We start from the raw sequence: 16,505 nt of genomic DNA, 5'->3' as shown, positions 1-16,505 counted from the left end.
GGTGGGGGCTCGGGGGTCTTCCCCGCCACGGCCGTCACGCAGCACAACGCGCCGGGCCCCCGGCCGGTTACGCCGCACCGCCGGGGACAGTCCCGGCCCGGTCCCGACGCGTCCTCCATTTGGCGGAGATGTCCGGTACACCTGTTGCAGCACCCCCCGCCCCGCACTTGACTCGTTCTTCGCGGAAACCTGCGGATCCTGCAGCACGCGCACGCGCGCGGGAAGAGGTGCCCACGATGCTTTCGGCCAAGAGTCTGTTCCAGGAGATCCTCGAGAACGACGAGTCCTTCGCCCTGTTCTGTTCCATCGCCGCGAGCGGCGAGTCCCAGGGCGGCTGGGAGAACGCCCGCATCGCCGCACTCGTCCCCGACGGCGAACGCGAGCTCGTGCCCAAGATCTCCCGGCACGGCGCCGACGAGGACAAGCACGGCCGGATCTTCAACGCCCTGATGAAGAAGCGTGGCCTCGATCCCGTGCCGGTCCCGCCGGAGACCGACTACACGATGCTCCTGGAGAAGAACGGCATCGGCCTCGCGCACGAGCAGCTGCGGCGCGACGAGCGGCTCACCGTCCAGGACATCGTCACCTACCTCTCGCACAGCAGGGTCACCGAGCAGCGCGCCTCCGAGCAGATGGACCTGCTCCGCAAGCACTTCGCCGACCACCCCGACATCGGCCGCGCGGTCAAGCAGATCTCCAACGACGAGGACAACCATCTCGCCTACTGCCACGAGGAACTGCTGCGCCTCGCCCGCGCGGGCCACGGCCGGGCCATCCAGCGGACCCTGCGGGAGTGCGCGCTCGCCGAGATCAGGATCTACCGGGACGTCAGCCTCGCGGTCATGGCGCACATGGGCCGCGTCCTCGGCTGGCCGAAGGCCAAGTCGGCGGTGCTCGCGGCCGGTATCCACGCCGTGTACGCGTACGAACGGCTGGGCGGCTGGCGCCGGATGGTCTCGCTGAAGGCGCCCGAGCGGCGCAACGCCCTCGGCGGCCCGGCCTCCCCGGAACCCGAGTTCGCCTGACCGGGCCCGTTCCCTACAGCCACCCGCGGCGCTTGAACAGCCGGAACACCAGCACCTCCAGCAACGCCATCAGCGCGATGAGCGCCGGATAGGACCAGACCCAGCGCAGCTCGGGCATGTGCTCGAAGTTCATGCCGTAGATCCCCGCGAGCATCGTGGGGATCGCGGCCATGGCCGCCCACGCGGAGATCTTCCGCATGTCGTCGTTCTGCCGGACGCTCATCTGGGCCAGATGCGCCGAGAGGATGTCCGACACCAGCCGGTCCAGGCCGTCCACCGACTCGTTCACGCGGGTGAGGTGGTCGCTGACGTCCCGGAAGAACGGCCGGGCCCGGTCGTCGACGAACGGCACGGCCACGCCGTACGGTGCCGTGCCCGCCAGCCGGGTCATCGGCAGGGCCAGCGGCCCGGTCGCCCGGCGGAACTCCAGGACCTGCCGCTTGAAGTCGTAGATCCGGGACGCCGTGTGCCGTGAGCCGCCGTCCTCCGGGGAGAAGACCTCCGCCTCCAGGCCCTCCAGGTCGGCCTGCAGCTCGGTCGCCACGTCCAGGTAGTGGTCGACGGTGGCGTCGGCGACCGCGTACAGGACGGAGGTGGGGCCCTTGCCCAGCAGCTCCGGCTCCTGCTCCAGACGCTGCCGTACCGCCTTGAGCGGCGAGCCCTCGCCGTGCCGGACGGTCACGACGAACCCCTCGCCCAGGAAGACCATGATCTCGCCGGTGGTAACGGCGTCGGTCTCCGGCTCGTACGCCACCGGCTTCAGCACCACGAAGAGCGAGTCGTCGTACACCTCGAGCTTGGGCCGCTGGTGGGCTTTGAGGGCGTCCTCGACGGCCAGCGGATGCAGGCCGAACTCCCGGGTCACATGGTCGAATTCACGCTCCGACGGCTCATGCAGCCCGATCCACACGAAACCGCCCGCCGTGCGGGCCTCTCCCAGGGCGTCGGAGAGGTCCTCCGGGCCCTCCGTCCGGTGTCCGTCGCGGTAGATGGCACAGTCGACGATCACGAAGCGGTTCTCCCGTCACTCGAACGACACGGCACGCGCGCGTGCGCCTACGCTGGAGCGCATGCCCACGCTGATCCTGGTCCGGCACGGACGTTCCACCGCCAACACCGAGGGACTGCTCGCCGGCTGGACACCCGGCGTCGCCCTCGACGAACGCGGCGCCGCGCAGGCCGCCGCGCTGCCCGGACGCCTCGCCGAACTGCCCCTGGCCGAGATCGTCACCAGCCCGCTCCAGCGCTGCCAGGAAACGATTCAGCCCCTCCTCGGGGCGCGGCCGGGACTGACGCCCCACACCGACGAGCGCATCGGCGAGTGCCACTACGGCGACTGGTCCGGGCGCAAGCTCGCCGAACTCAAGGACGAGCCCCTGATGGAGGTGGTGCAGGCGCACCCGTCCGCGGCGGCGTTCCCCGGCGGGGAGTCGATGCGGGCCATGCAGACGCGGGCAGCCGAGGCCGTGCGCGAGTGGAACGCGCGCGTGGAGCGCGACCACGGGGCCGACGCCGTCTACCTCATGTGCTCGCACGGCGACATCATCAAGTCTCTCGTGGCGGACGCACTCGGACTTCACTTGGACCTCTTCCAGCGGATTTCCGTTGAACCGTGTTCCATCACCGCGATCCGCTACACACGACTGCGACCGTTTCTCGTCCGCCTCGGTGACACCGGCGACTTCACGTCCCTGGTGCCGCGCGAGGAACCTCCCGGCGACGAGGCCCCCGTCGGGGGTGGTGCGGGCGCACCGTGATCGTCGGCCGCAGTAGGGTGAAGCGGTCGCAGCAGTGCCGTACTCACACGGTTCCCACGATCCCAATGGAGACAGGACGTGTCCCGTCAGGTGTTCCTCTACGACCATCCGGAACGTTTCGTGGCCGGTACGGTCGGACTGCCCGGGCGCCGTTCGTTCTTCCTCCAGGCCGTCGCCGGCTCCCGGGTGACCAGCGTGGCCCTGGAGAAGACCCAGGTCGCCGCCCTCGCCGAGCGGATGGACGAACTGCTCGACGAAGTCGTACGCCGTAGCGGAGGCAGCGCCTCCGTCCCCGCCGTCGCGCCGTCCGAGATCACCGACACCGCCCCGCTGGACACCCCCATCGAGGAGGAGTTCCGGGTCGGCACCATGGCGCTCGCCTGGGACGGCGAGGAGGAGCTCATGATCGTCGAGGCGCAGGCCCTCGTGGAGCTCGACGCCGACTCCGAGGAGGACCTCGCCGAGGCCGAGGAACGGCTGCTCCAGGACGAGGAGAACGGGCCCCCGATGCTGCGGGTCCGCCTCACCGGCGCGCAGGCCCGGGCCTTCGCCAAGCGCGCCCTCGACGTCGTCAACGCCGGGCGGCCGCCGTGCCCGCTGTGCAGCCTCCCGCTCGACCCGGAAGGACACGTATGTCCGCGCCAGAACGGATACCGCCGCGGAGCGTGACACCTCCTTCGAACGCGGCCGAGCTGCTCGCCCGCGGCGAACTCACCGTGCGCGGACGCATCCGTGAGGCGTCCAACGCGGCCCTGTACTGCACGGTGGCGTACGACGGCCAGGAGGCGGCCTGCGTCTACAAGCCGGTCGCGGGGGAGCGGCCCCTGTGGGACTTCCCCGACGGCACGCTCGCCCAGCGCGAGGTGGCGGCCTACGAGGTCTCCGAGGCGACCGGCTGGGGCCTGGTGCCGCCCACGGTGCTGCGCGACGGCCCCTACGGCGAGGGCATGTGCCAGCTGTGGATCGAGGCGACGGCCGACGCCGAGCTGCTCGCGCTGGTCGACGGTGAGGAGCCGGAGCCGGGCTGGAAGGCGATCGGCTTCGCCGAGGTCGGCGAGGGGCGCACGGCCCTGCTCGTGCACGCCGACGACGAGCGGCTGCGGCGGCTCGCGGTGCTCGACGCGGTGATCAACAACGCCGACCGCAAGGGCGGCCACCTGCTGCCCACCGGTGAGGGACGGCTGTACGGGATCGACCACGGGGTCACGTTCAACGTCGAGAACAAACTGCGGACCCTGCTGTGGGGCTGGGCGGGGGAGCCCCTGCCGCCGGAGGCCGTCGACGTCCTGGAGGGCCTGCGGAAGGACCTGGCGGCGGGCGGGGCCCTCAGCGCGCGGCTCGCACCGCTGATCACCGGCGCCGAGCTGGACGCCACCCGCGCGCGGGTGGGCGCGCTGCTCGCCTCGGGGAAGCATCCCGAGCCGAGCGGGGAGTGGCCGGCGATCCCCTGGCCGCCCGTGTAGCAGCACAGCGGCCGGTTCACCGCAAGAGCGCCTTCTCGGCCGTCCGGCCCGCTCCCGTTCGTATATGGAACTTCAGTCCGGTTAGGCTCAAGGCATGCATGCCTGGCCCGCTTCCGAGGTCCCCGCCCTGCCTGGTCAGGGCCGCGACCTGAGGATCCACGACACCGCGACCGGCGGCCTCGTCACCCTCGCCCCCGGTCCCGTCGCCCGTATCTACGTCTGTGGCATCACCCCGTACGACGCCACGCACCTGGGACACGCGGCGACCTACAACGCGTTCGACCTCGTGCAGCGCGTGTGGCTCGACACCAAGCGGCAGGTTCACTACGTCCAGAACGTCACCGACGTCGACGACCCGCTCCTGGAGCGGGCACAGCGCGACGGCATCGACTGGGCCGCCCTCGCCGAGCAGGAGACGGCCCTCTTCCGCGAGGACATGACCGCCCTGCGGATGCTGCCGCCGCGGCAGTACATCGGCGCCGTCGAGGCGATACCCGGCATCGTCCCGCTCGTCGAGCGCCTCAGGGACGCGGGCGCCGCCTACGAACTCGAGGGCGACGTCTACTTCTCCGTCGAGTCCGACCCGCACTTCGGCAAGGTCTCGAACCTCGACGCCGCGGCGATGCGGCTGCTGTCCGCCGAGCGCGGCGGCGACCCGGACCGCCCGGGCAAGAAGAACCCGCTCGACCCGATGCTGTGGATGGCCGCCCGCGAGGGCGAGCCCAGCTGGGACGGCGGCTCGCTCGGGCGCGGCCGGCCCGGCTGGCACATCGAGTGCGTGGCCATCGCCCTCGACCACCTCGGCATGGGCTTCGACATCCAGGGCGGCGGCTCCGACCTCGCCTTCCCGCACCACGAGATGGGCGCCTCCCACGCCCAGGCCCTCACGGGCGCCTTCCCCATGGCCAAGGCGTACGTGCACGCCGGCATGGTCGCCCTGCACGGCGAGAAGATGTCCAAGTCCAAGGGGAACCTGGTCTTCGTCTCCAAGCTCCGGCACGACGGCGTCGACCCGGCCGCCATCCGGCTCACGCTCCTCGCCCACCACTACCGCGCCGACTGGGAGTACACCGACCAGGTCCTCCAGGACGCCGTCGCACGGCTCGGCCGCTGGCGGGCCGCCGTGTCCCGGCCCGACGGGCCGCCGGCGGAGGCGCTCGTCGAGGAGATCCGCGAGGCCCTCGCCAACGACCTGGACGCGCCCGCCGCCCTCACCGCGGTCGACCGCTGGGTCGCCCTCCAGGAGCAGAGCGGCGGCACGGACCCGGGCGCGCCCGGCGTGGTCTCCCGCGCGGTGGACGCACTGCTCGGCGTGGCGCTGTAACCCCACGGCACGCGAAGGGGCGTCTCCCGGCCGGGAGACGCCCCTCTTCGCTGTGCTCGGTGCTCAGTCCTCCGACGACTCCTCGTCGTCCGTACCCGGCTTGGGCGGCTTCGGCGGTCGTGTGCGGCCGCTGGGGTTGTCCCGGAGGTACGACTGGCTGTCGCTGCCGTCCGCCGTCGCGTGCCCGCCGGACGCGGGCGGTCCGCCTCCGTCCCGGCGCCGCAGATAGCGCTCGAACTCGCGGGCGATCGCCTCGCCCGACGCCTCCGGCAGCTCGGCGGTGTCCCGGGCCTCCTCCAGCGACTGGACGTACTCGGCGACCTCGCTGTCCTCGGCGGCCAGCTGGTCCACGCCGACCTGCCAGGCGCGCGCGTCCTCGGGCAGCTCGCCCAGCGGGATGCGCACGTCGATCAGGTCCTCCAGGCGGTTCAGCAGGGCCAGCGTGGCCTTCGGGTTCGGCGGCTGCGACACGTAGTGCGGCACCGCCGCCCACAGCGACACCGCCGGCACGCCCGCGTGCGTGCACGCCTCCTGGAGGACGCCGACGATGCCCGTGGGGCCCTCGTACTTGGTCTCCTCCAGGTCCATCCGCCGGGCCAGGTCCGGGTCGGACGTCGTCCCGCTGATCGGAACCGGACGCGTGTGCGGGGTGTCACCGAGCAGGGCGCCCAGGACGACCACCAGTTCCACGCCCAGTTCGTGGGCGAAGCCGAGCAGTTCGTTGCAGAACGAACGCCATCGCATGGACGGCTCGATACCGCGGACCAGGACGAGATCACGCGGCTTCTCGCCGCCGACCCGGACGACCGACAACCTTGTCGTCGGCCATGTGATCTTGCGGACGCCGGCTTCCATGAACACCGTGGGGCGGTTGACCTGGAAGTCGTAGTAGTCCTCGGCGTCCAGCGCCGCGAACACCTCGCCCTTCCACTCCCTGTCCAGATGCGCGACCGCGGTGGAGGCGGCGTCGCCGGCATCGTTCCAGCCCTCGAACGCGGCCACCATGACCGGGTCGATCAGCTCGGGAACCCCCTCGAGCTCGATCACCCAGTGCCTCCTTCCGACGTGCCCTCGCTTGACCACCCAACCTTACGGCGTGCCAAGGGGGCGTCCGCAGCCCCCTTGCAGGGGGAGTGCCCCCATGACTGCCCCGTGATCCACCTCTGAACACCCCGGAGTCATCCGAGCTGTCCGTGAGGCCCTGGTCACAGCGTGGAGCGCAGCCACTGCTCGACGCTCGCGATGTGCACCGTCGCCCACGAGCGCGCCGCCTCGGCGTCCCGGTCGCGCAGGGCGGCGAGGATCGCCCGGTGCTCGCGCAGGGTGCGGCCCACGGCGTCCTCCTGGGTGAGGCCGCGCCAGATCCGGGCCCGGGTGGTGGGGCCCGACAGGCCGTCGAGCAGCGAGCAGAGCACGGAGTTGCCCGAGCTGCGCACGATGCCCCGGTGGAACTCCAGGTCGCAGGCGACCAGATCCTCCACGGACGGGTCCTCGCCGAGCCTGTCCAGCTGGGCCGTGAGCGCGTCCAGCTGCTGCTCGCTGATCCGCAGCGCCGCCATGGCCGTCGCGGCCGGCTCCAGGATGCGGCGTACGGCCAGGAACTCCAGGACCGTGTCGTCGCGGTGGAAGTCGACGACGAAGCTCAGCGCCTCCAGCAGCAGCTGCGGGTCGAGGCTGGTGACGTACGTCCCGTCGCCCTGCCGGACGTCCAGGATCCGGATGAGGGAGAGCGCGCGGACGGCCTCCCGCAGGGAGTTGCGGGACAGGCCGAGGTCGGCGGCGAGTTCGCTCTCCTTGGGCAGCCGGTCGCCCGGCCGCAGCGCGCCGGAGACGATCATGCCTTTGATCTTCTCGATCGCCTCGTCGGTGACTGCCATGGCCGGCCTCCCCTGTTGTTCAAGACCTCCGACGTATCAGGTCATTATGCGGGGACGAGTACGCGGAAGGGACGGCTCCGTCGGCGTGGAGCCGTCCCTTCCCGCACGCGGTCCCCGAGTGCGGTCCTACTTCTTGTCGAGCAGGTCCTGCACCTTGGCGCGGACGTCGTCGGTGGCCAGGCCGCGGATCGTCAGCGTCGTCCGGCGGCGCAGCACGTCGTCCTGCGTCTCGGCCCACTCGTGGTCCCGGGCCCAGACGACCTGCGCCCAGATCTCCGGGGCGTCGGGGTGGACGCGCTCGGCGAGCTCCGGGTTCTCGTTGGCCAGCCGGGCGATGTCGAAGGCCAGCGAGCCGTAGTGCGTGGCCAGGTGCCGGGCGGTGTCGGCCCCCATGCGCGGGCCGGGCGCCGGGCGGTCGGTCAGCAGCCGGTGGGCGACCGCCCGCGGGTTGGCGATGCCGGGCAGCGGCAGCTTCTTCGGCAGCGAGCTGATGGGCTCGAAGTCGTCGCCGAGCGGGTGACCCGGCAGCGTCTCCAGCTTCTTCATGATCGTCCGGCCGATGTGGCGGAAGGTGGTCCACTTGCCGCCCGCGACGGACAGCATGCCGCCCCGGCCCTCGGTCACGACCGTCTCGCGCTTGGCCTTGGCGGTGTCGCCGGGGCCGCCGGGCAGCACGCGCAGGCCGGCGAAGGAGTACGTGATGAGGTCGCGGCTGAGCTGCTGGTCCCGGACGGAGAAGGCGGCCTCGTCGAGGATCTGGGATATGTCCTTCTCGGTCACCGAGACGTCCGCCGGGTCGCCCTCGAACACCTCGTCGGTGGTGCCGAGCAGCAGCATGTCCTCCCAGGGGAGGGCGAAGGTGATGCGGTACTTGTCGATCGGGGTGGCGAGCGCGGCCTTCCAGGGGGAGGTGCGCTTCAGGACCAGGTGCGCGCCCTTCGACAGGCGGATGGAGGGCGCCGCGTTCGGGTTCTCCATCTTGCGCAGGTGGTCGACCCACGGGCCGGTCGCGTTCAGCACCAGCCGCGCGTTGACGCCGAACTCGTCACCGGAGAGGCGGTCCTTCAGCTCGGCGCCCGTGACCCGGCCCTGGGTGAAGCGCAGGCCCGTCACCTCGGCGTGGTTCAGGACGACCGCGCCCGCCTCGACGGCCGCGCGGACCGTCATCAGCGCCATGCGGGCGTCGTTCATCTGGTCGTCGCCGTAGACGGCCACGGCCTTGAGGTTCTCGGTGCGCAGCTCGGGCACGTCCTGCGCGGCCTTGGCCGGCGAGAGCAGGTGCCCGACGCCGTCACCGAACGCCGAGAGCGCGGAGTAGGCGAAGACGCCCGCGCCGAGCTTCGCCGCGCCGTGCGGCCCGCCCTTGTACACGGGGAGGTAGAACGTGAGCGGGTTCGCCAGGTGGGGGGCCACCTGCCGGGAGACCGCACGGCGCTCGAAGTGGTTCTCCGCCACCAGCTTCACCGCGCCGGTCTGCAGGTAGCGCAGGCCGCCGTGGAGCAGCTTGGAGGAGGCGGAGGACGTGGCACCGGCGAAGTCGCCGGCGTCGACCAGAGCCACCCTGAGGCCGGACTGCGCGGCGTGCCAGGCGGTGGAGATGCCCAGGATGCCGCCGCCGATCACGAGAAGGTCGTACGACGCCTTGGCGAGCTGCTCCCTGGTCTCGGCTCGGCTCGGGTTCGAGCCGGAGGCCGGGTGCGTCCCCAGGGCAGGCACGGACTGCAGGGTGGACTGACTGGTCATGCGGTTTCTTACTCCTCGTCCTCGAGCCAGCCCATGGTCCGCTCGACGGCCTTGAGCCAGTTCTTGTACTCACGGTCACGGGTCTCCGCGGCCATGCGGGGGGTCCACTCGGCGGCCCGGCGCCAGTTGGCGCGCAGGTCGTCGGTGCTGTTCCAGAAGCCGACGGCGAGGCCGGCGGCGTAGGCGGCGCCGAGGCAGGTGGTCTCGGCGACCATCGGGCGCACCACGGGCGCGTCCACGAAGTCGGCGAGGGTCTGCATCAGCAGGTTGTTGGAGGTCATGCCGCCGTCGACCTTGAGGGCGGCCAGCTCGACACCGGAGTCCTTCGTCATGGCGTCCGCGATCTCGCGGGTCTGCCAGGCGGTGGCCTCCAGAACGGCACGCGCGAGGTGCGCCTTCGTGACGTACCGGGTCAGGCCGGCGATCACACCGCGGGCGTCGGAGCGCCAGTACGGGGCGAACAGGCCGGAGAAGGCCGGCACGAAGTAGGCGCCGCCGTTGTCCTCGACGGAGAGCGCGAGCGTCTCGATCTCGGCGGCGGTGGAGATCAGGCCCATCTGGTCGCGCATCCACTGCACCAGCGAACCGGTGACGGCGATCGAGCCCTCCAGGGCGTAGACCGTGTCCTGGTCGCCGATCTTGTAGCCGACGGTGGTGAGCAGGCCGCTGTAGGAGTTGATGATCTTGTCGCCGGTGTTCATCACCATGAAGGTGCCGGTGCCGTAGGTCGACTTGGTCTCGCCCTCGGAGAAGCAGGTCTGGCCGAACAGGGCCGCCTGCTGGTCGCCGAGCGCGGAGGCGACCGGGATGCCGCCGAGCAGGTCGCCCAGCTTGCCGCCCTTGATCTCGCCGTAGACCTCGGCGGAGGAGCGGATCTCCGGCAGCACCTGCTTCGGGACGCCGATCGACTCGCAGATCCGGTCGTCCCACTGCATGGTGTGGAGGTTCATCAACATCGTGCGGGAGGCGTTCGTCACGTCCGTGACGTGCTTGCCGCCGTCGACACCGCCGGTCAGGTTCCAGATGACCCAGGTGTCCATGGTGCCGAAGAGGATGTCGCCCGCCTCGGCGCGCTCCTTCAGCCCGTCGACGTTGTCGAGCAGCCAGCGGGCCTTCGGACCGGCGAAGTAGGAGGCGAGGGGCAGGCCCGTCTCGCGGCGGAAGCGGTCCTGGCCGACGTTGCGGCCGAGCTCGCGGCAGAGGGCGTCGGTGCGGGTGTCCTGCCAGACGATGGCGTTGTGGACGGGCTCACCGGTGTTCCTGTCCCACAGCACGGTCGTCTCGCGCTGGTTGGTGATGCCGATGGCCTTGATGTCGTCGCGGGTGATGCCGGCCTTCTCGATGGCCCCGGCGACGACCTCCTGGACGTTCGTCCAGATCTCGGTGGCGTCGTGCTCGACCCAGCCCGGCTTCGGGAAGATCTGCTCGTGTTCCTTCTGGTCGACGGAGACGATCCGGCCGTCGCGGTCGAAGACGATGCAGCGGGAGGAGGTCGTGCCCTGGTCGATGGCGGCGATGAAGGGGCCGGCGGTGTGCGCGTCGGTCACTGTGTGCTCCTGGTAATTCCGGGTTTAAGGGGCTTTACGTACGGCGCGTGCTGGAAGTTTCGCGACGGGCGCGAAAGAGGGGCTGCTAAGCGAACGCGACGTTGTAGATGCCTGCCGCGATGGCGCCGCCGATCAGCGGACCCACCACGGGGACCCAGGCGTAGCCCCAGTCGGAGCCGCCCTTGTTGGGGAGCGGCAGCAGGGCGTGCACGATACGCGGACCGAGGTCACGGGCCGGGTTGATCGCGTACCCCGTCGGGCCGCCGAGGGACAGGCCGATGGAGACCACCACGAGCGCGGTGATCAGGGCGCCCAGGGTGCCCAGGCCGTTGCCCTTGTCGTTCAGGCCCTGGGTGAGCACGGCGAGCACCAGCACGATCGTGCCGATGATCTCCGTGGCCAGGTTCTGCCAGGCGACGCGGACCTCGGGGCCGGTGGAGAAGACGCCCAGCACGGGGCCGGCGCCCTTCTCCTGGGCCTCGACGGCCTTGGCCGTCGTGGCCTGCGCACCCGGACCGCCGACGATCTCGCGGTCGGTGAGGTGGGCCTGGAACTGGCCGTAGTAGGCGATCCAGACCAGTGCGGCGCCGATCATGGCGCCGAAGAGCTGGCCGGCCCAGTAGACCGGGACGTTGCTCCAGTCGCCGTCCTTGATCGCGAGCGCGAGGGTGACGGCCGGGTTCAGATGGGCGCCGGAGAGCGGCGCCGTGGTGTAGACCGCCGTGAGCACCGCGAAGCCCCACCCGAAGGTGATGGCGAGCCAGCCGGCGTTGCGGGCCTTGGAAGCCTTGAGCGTCACGGCGGCGCAGACTCCGCCGCCGAGCAGGATGAGTATGGCGGTACCGATGGTCTCGCCGATGAAGATGTCGGAGCTGGACACCCGCGACTCCTTTGTCCTTCGTCCAGGGGAAGTGCGATACCGGCCTGGCGTTGTCACACTCTAGCGCGTATTGCCGGTACCTGTTCGACAATGTCGACCGATGGACGGGAGTCTTGCTTCGGCGTTACGAGCACGTCAAGGGCTGTGTTGTCGAAAACACGATCGTTACTGATCGCCCCGGTCCCAAGGATCTTTGCCGCAGGTGAGCGCGGGCATGCCGGGGACCGGGACGCCGTACGGCCCCCCGGTCCCGTGCTGTTGCGTCAGAACCGCCCGGCGCCCAGGTCCCGGGAGACCGCGCGGGCGCAGTCCCGGACCGCCGCGATCAGCTCCGGGCGCAGCGCCCGCTCCTCGTCGGACCGGCACAGCCGCTCCACGGCGCCGGTGATGCCGACCGCGCCGACCGGCATGCGCCGCCGGTCGTGGATGGGGGCCGCGAGGGAGGCCACGCCCTCCCAGGTCTCCTCCACGTCCGCCGCGTACCCGCGCGCGCGGGTGACGTCGAGGATGTGCTCGAACGCCTCCGGCTCGCACACCGTACGGTCCGTGAACGCCTTGCGGTCGGCCTCCAGGGCCTCGCTGTGCGCCACCGGGTCGTAGGCCGACAGCACCTTGCCTAGGGCCGTGGAGTGCAGCGGCTGCATGGCCCCGATCTCCAGCACCTGCCGGCTGTCGTCGGGCCGGAAGACGTGGTGCACGATCAGCACGCCCTGCTGGTGCAGGACGCCCAGGTAGACGCTCTCGCCGCTGGAACGGGCCAGGTCGTCGGCCCAGACCAGGGCGCGCGCCCGCAGCTCGTGGACGTCGAGGTAGGTGGTGCCCAGGCGCAGCAGCTCCGCGCCCAGCTGGTAGCGCCCGGAGGCGTCGTCCTGCTCCACGAAGCCCTCCTGCTGGAGGGTGCGCAGGATGCCGTGCGCGGTGCCCTTGGCCAGGCCCAGCGACGAGGCGATGTCCGACAGGCCGAGCCGCCGCTCGCCGCCCGCGAGGAGCCGCAGCATCGCGGCCGCACGTTCGAGCGACTGGATGTTCCGTGCCATCGCCGTACTGCCTCCGTCCCCTTCGACCGCCGACAGGTGGGGCTCGCAGCCCTCGTTCGGCAATGTCGAACACTACCGGTCGTTGCCGACCTCCCGCTAATGACGGGTCGCCACATGGTGCGGCATGGAGGCCCCGGCGGATGCTCACGGGTCGCACGGTGGCCGGTCCCGACCCCCCTCGGCGTCCGTCCCGTGGACGTGCTGCCCATCCGGGCCGACTCCCGGTTACGCTGGCGCCGTGCGCCTCTCCCCCGGATGCCCTGCCGGATGTCCGGGAAGCCGCATAGCCGACAGCCGTCGCATCCGAGGGAGCCCTTTTCATGGCCTCGTTGCCGCTGACCCCTTCCACAGACAGCCGGACCCGTGTGTCCGCGCTCCGAGAGGCCCTGGCCACCCGTGTGGTCGTGGCCGACGGAGCCATGGGCACCATGCTCCAGGCGCAGGACCCCACGCTGGAGGACTTCGAGAATCTCGAGGGCTGCAACGAGATCCTCAACGTGACCCGCCCGGACATCGTCCGCTCCGTCCACGACGCGTACTTCGCCGTCGGCGTCGACTGCGTCGAGACCAACACCTTCGGCGCCAACCACTCGGCCATGGCCGAGTACGAGATCGCCGACCGGATCCACGAGCTGTCCGAGGCCGGCGCCCGCATCGCCCGCGAGGTGGCCGACGAGTACGCCGCCGGCGACGGCCGGCCCCGCTGGGTCCTGGGCTCGGTCGGCCCCGGCACCAAGCTGCCCACGCTCGGCCACATCACCTACGGCACGATCCGCGACGGCTACCAGGCCAACGCCGAGGGCCTGCTCGCCGGCGGTGCCGACGCGCTGATCGTGGAGACCACGCAGGACCTCCTGCAGACCAAGGCCTCCGTCCTGGGCGCCCGCCGGGCCATGGAGGCCACCGGCGTCGAGGTGCCCCTGCTCTGCTCGATGGCCTTCGAGACCACCGGCACCATGCTGCTCGGCTCCGAGATCGGCGCGGCCCTGACCGCGCTGGAGCCCCTCGGCATCGACATGATCGGCCTGAACTGCTCCACCGGCCCGGCCGAGATGAGCGAGCACCTGCGCTACCTCACGCGCCACTCGCGCATCCCGCTGCTGTGCATGCCCAACGCCGGCCTGCCGATCCTCACCAAGGACGGCGCGCACTTCCCGCTCGACCCCGAGGGCCTGGCCGACGCCCAGCAGAACTTCGTCCAGGACTACGGCCTGTCCCTGGTCGGCGGCTGCTGCGGCACCACCCCCGAGCACCTGCGCCAGCTCGTCGAGCGGGTCCGGAACGTCAGCCCGGGCGAGCGCTCCCCGCAGCCCGAGCCGGGCGCCGCCTCGCTCTACCAGAGCGTGCCGTTCCGGCAGGACACCTCCTACCTGGCCATCGGCGAGCGCACCAACGCCAACGGCTCGAAGAAGTTCCGCGAGGCCATGCTGGACGGCCGCTGGGACGACTGCGTGGAGATGGCCCGCGAGCAGATCCGCGAGGGCGCGCACATGCTCGACCTGTGCGTGGACTACGTCGGCCGCGACGGCGTCGCCGACATGGAGGAGCTGGCCGGCCGCTTCGCCACCGCCTCCACCCTGCCGATCGTGCTGGACTCCACCGAGGTCGACGTCATCCGGGCCGGCCTGGAGAAGCTCGGCGGCCGCGCGGTGATCAACTCGGTGAACTACGAGGACGGCGACGGCCCCGAGTCCCGCTTCGCGAAGGTCACGCAGCTCGCCAAGGAGCACGGCGCCGCCCTCATCGCGCTCACCATCGACGAGGAGGGCCAGGCCCGCACCGCCGAGAAGAAGGTCGAGATCGCCGAACGGCTCATCGACGACCTCACCGGCAACTGGGGCATCCACGAGGAGGACATCCTCGTCGACTGCCTCACCTTCACCATCTGCACCGGCCAGGAGGAGTCCCGCAAGGACGGCATCGCCACCATCGAGGGCATCCGCGAGCTGAAGCGGCGCCACCCGAAGGTGCAGACCACCCTCGGCCTGTCCAACATCTCCTTCGGCCTCAACCCGGCCGCCCGCATCCTGCTGAACTCCGTCTTCCTCGACGAGTGCGTCAAGGCGGGCCTGGACTCGGCGATCGTGCACGCCTCGAAGATCCTGCCGATCGCCCGCTTCAGCGAGGAGGAGGTCCAGACCGCCCTGGACCTCATCTACGACCGCCGCGCCGAGGGCTACGACCCGCTGCAGAAGCTCATGCAGCTCTTCGAGGGCGCCACCGCCAAGTCCCTCAAGGCCGGCAAGGCCGAGGAGCTGGCCGCCCTGCCGCTGGACGAGCGCCTGCAGCGCCGCATCATCGACGGCGAGCGCAACGGCCTGGAAGCCGACCTCGACGAGGCCCTCCAGGAGCGGCCCGCGCTCGACATCGTCAACGAGACCCTGCTGGAGGGCATGAAGGTCGTCGGCGAGCTGTTCGGCTCCGGCCAGATGCAGTTGCCGTTCGTCCTGCAGTCGGCCGAGGTGATGAAGGCGGCCGTCGCCCACCTCGAACCGCACATGGAGAAGACCGACGAGGCCGGCAAGGGCACCATCGTGCTCGCCACCGTGCGCGGCGACGTGCACGACATCGGCAAGAACCTCGTCGACATCATCCTGACCAACAACGGCTACAACGTCGTCAACCTGGGCATCAAGCAGCCGGTCTCCGCGATCCTGGACGCCGCCGAGGAGCACAAGGCCGACGTGATCGGCATGTCCGGTCTCCTGGTCAAGTCCACCGTGATCATGAAGGAGAACCTGGAGGAGCTGAACACCCGGGGCCTGGCCGCCCGCTTCCCGGTGATCCTCGGCGGCGCCGCCCTCACCCGCGCCTACGTCGAGCAGGACCTGCACGAGCTGTACGAGGGCGAGGTCCGCTACGCCCGCGACGCCTTCGAGGGCCTGCGCCTGATGGACGCCCTGATCGGCGTCAAGCGGGGCGTGCCCGGCGCCAAGCTGCCCGAGCTGAAGCAGCGCCGGGTCCGGGCCGCCGCCCCGGCCGCCGTGGAGGAGCGCCCCGAGGAGGGGCACGTCCGCTCCGACGTCGCCACCGACAACCCCGTCCCCGAGCCGCCCTTCTGGGGCACCCGCGTGATCAAGGGCGTCCAGCTCAAGGAGTACGCGAGCTGGCTGGACGAGGGCGCCCTGTTCAAGGGCCAGTGGGGTTTGAAGCAGGCCCGCACCGGCGAGGGCCCCTCGTACGAGGAACTGGTCGAGACGGAGGGCCGGCCCCGGCTGCGCGGGCTGCTGGACCGGCTGCAGACGGAGAACCTGCTGGAGGCGGCCGTGGTCTACGGCTACTTCCCGTGCGTCTCCAAGGACGACGACCTGATCCTCCTGGACGAGCAGGGCAACGAGCGCACCCGCTTCACCTTCCCGCGCCAGCGCCGGGGCCGCCGCCTGTGCCTGGCCGACTTCTTCCGCCCGGAGGACTCCGGCGAGACGGACGTCGTGGGCCTCCAGGTCGTCACCGTCGGCTCGCGCATCGGCGAGGAGACCGCGCGGCTCTTCGAGGCCAACGCCTACCGGGACTACCTGGAACTGCACGGCCTGTCCGTGCAGTTGGCCGAGGCGCTCGCCGAGTACTGGCACGCGCGCGTGCGTTCCGAACTGGGCTTCGCCGGTGAGGACCCGGACGAGATGCAGGGCATGTTCGAGCTGAAGTACCGGGGCGCCCGCTTCAGCCTCGGCTACGGCGCCTGTCCCAACCTGGAGGACCGGGCCAAGATCGCCGACCTGCTCCAGCCGGAGCGCATCGGCGTCCACCTCTCGGAGGAGTTCCAGCTGCACCCCGAGCAGTCCACGGACGCCATCGTGATCCACCATCCGGAGGCCAAGTACTTCAACGCCCGCTGAGCCGCCCCATCGGGCA

At 71.0% G+C, this 16,505-nt stretch carries 13 protein-coding genes; 6 read left to right on the top strand and 7 right to left on the bottom strand.

Translation table 11 applies throughout. The annotated features are described in order from the left end of the window. Nucleotides 1-236 precede the first annotated feature (236 nt). Nucleotides 237-1,025, top strand: coding sequence for a ferritin-like domain-containing protein (locus C1703_RS07095; RefSeq protein ID WP_114251085.1), 789 nt, complete (start codon nucleotides 237-239; stop codon nucleotides 1,023-1,025). Nucleotides 1,026-1,038: 13 nt separating this feature from the next. Here the strand turns inward: C1703_RS07095 and C1703_RS07090 are convergent, their stop codons facing one another. After that, nucleotides 1,039-2,034 carry a magnesium and cobalt transport protein CorA gene (locus C1703_RS07090; protein WP_114251084.1) on the bottom strand — a complete coding sequence of 332 codons (996 nt, stop codon included), beginning with the start codon at nucleotides 2,032-2,034 and terminating at the stop codon, nucleotides 1,039-1,041. Between the two features lie 61 nt (nucleotides 2,035-2,095). On the opposite strand from C1703_RS07090, the gene C1703_RS07085 reads away from it, so the two are divergent. The 4 genes from C1703_RS07085 (at nucleotide 2,096) to mshC (ending at nucleotide 5,569) form a co-directional block, all read left to right on the top strand. After that, nucleotides 2,096-2,782, top strand: a complete 687-nt coding sequence (locus C1703_RS07085) for a histidine phosphatase family protein (protein WP_114251083.1) — start codon at nucleotides 2,096-2,098, stop codon at nucleotides 2,780-2,782. Between the two features lie 78 nt (nucleotides 2,783-2,860). After that, on the top strand, nucleotides 2,861-3,451 hold the full coding sequence (locus tag C1703_RS07080) for a DUF3090 domain-containing protein (RefSeq protein ID WP_114251082.1): 591 nt from the start codon (nucleotides 2,861-2,863) through the stop codon (nucleotides 3,449-3,451). After that, on the top strand, nucleotides 3,415-4,245 hold the full coding sequence (locus C1703_RS07075) for an SCO1664 family protein (RefSeq protein WP_198678106.1): 831 nt from the start codon (nucleotides 3,415-3,417) through the stop codon (nucleotides 4,243-4,245). The genes C1703_RS07080 and C1703_RS07075 overlap by 37 nt, the downstream gene beginning before the upstream one ends. 94 nt (nucleotides 4,246-4,339) lie before the next feature. Continuing rightward, nucleotides 4,340-5,569 (top strand): cysteine--1-D-myo-inosityl 2-amino-2-deoxy-alpha-D-glucopyranoside ligase, encoded by a 1,230-nt coding sequence (gene mshC, locus C1703_RS07070; RefSeq protein WP_114251080.1) that lies wholly within the window; start codon nucleotides 4,340-4,342, stop codon nucleotides 5,567-5,569. Between the two features lie 63 nt (nucleotides 5,570-5,632). Here the strand turns inward: mshC and C1703_RS07065 are convergent, their stop codons facing one another. The 6 genes from C1703_RS07065 to C1703_RS07040 all read right to left on the bottom strand — a co-directional run bounded on the left by C1703_RS07065 (nucleotide 5,633) and on the right by C1703_RS07040 (nucleotide 12,653). After that, the gene (locus tag C1703_RS07065; protein ID WP_114251079.1) at nucleotides 5,633-6,616 is read right to left on the bottom strand and encodes a PAC2 family protein; all 984 of its coding nucleotides are present in this window, start codon (nucleotides 6,614-6,616) and stop codon (nucleotides 5,633-5,635) included. A 158-nt stretch (nucleotides 6,617-6,774) separates the two neighbouring features. Next, nucleotides 6,775-7,446, bottom strand: a complete 672-nt coding sequence (locus C1703_RS07060) for a FadR/GntR family transcriptional regulator (RefSeq protein ID WP_114251078.1) — start codon at nucleotides 7,444-7,446, stop codon at nucleotides 6,775-6,777. A gap of 126 nt (nucleotides 7,447-7,572) precedes the next feature. After that, nucleotides 7,573-9,189 carry a glycerol-3-phosphate dehydrogenase/oxidase gene (locus C1703_RS07055; protein WP_114251077.1) on the bottom strand — a complete coding sequence of 539 codons (1,617 nt, stop codon included), beginning with the start codon at nucleotides 9,187-9,189 and terminating at the stop codon, nucleotides 7,573-7,575. A gap of 8 nt (nucleotides 9,190-9,197) precedes the next feature. Beyond that, nucleotides 9,198-10,736, bottom strand: coding sequence for a glycerol kinase GlpK (glpK, locus tag C1703_RS07050; RefSeq protein WP_114251076.1), 1,539 nt, complete (start codon nucleotides 10,734-10,736; stop codon nucleotides 9,198-9,200). An 85-nt stretch (nucleotides 10,737-10,821) separates the two neighbouring features. Next, nucleotides 10,822-11,616: an MIP/aquaporin family protein gene (locus C1703_RS07045; RefSeq protein ID WP_114251075.1), complete on the bottom strand. Its 795-nt coding sequence runs from the start codon at nucleotides 11,614-11,616 to the stop codon at nucleotides 10,822-10,824. 263 nt (nucleotides 11,617-11,879) lie between these two features. Beyond that, nucleotides 11,880-12,653 (bottom strand): IclR family transcriptional regulator, encoded by a 774-nt coding sequence (locus C1703_RS07040; protein WP_059419398.1) that lies wholly within the window; start codon nucleotides 12,651-12,653, stop codon nucleotides 11,880-11,882. Between the two features lie 320 nt (nucleotides 12,654-12,973). On the opposite strand from C1703_RS07040, the gene metH reads away from it, so the two are divergent. Continuing rightward, a complete protein-coding gene (gene metH, locus C1703_RS07035) occupies nucleotides 12,974-16,489 on the top strand; it encodes a methionine synthase (RefSeq protein ID WP_114251074.1) in 3,516 nt (1,171 codons plus the stop codon). Nucleotides 16,490-16,505: the final 16 nt, after the last annotated feature.

The sequence above is a fragment of the Streptomyces sp. Go-475 genome (genome assembly GCF_003330845.1).
In the GTDB taxonomy this organism is placed as follows: domain Bacteria; phylum Actinomycetota; class Actinomycetes; order Streptomycetales; family Streptomycetaceae; genus Streptomyces.
This window is presented reverse-complemented; position numbering and strand designations above follow the sequence as displayed.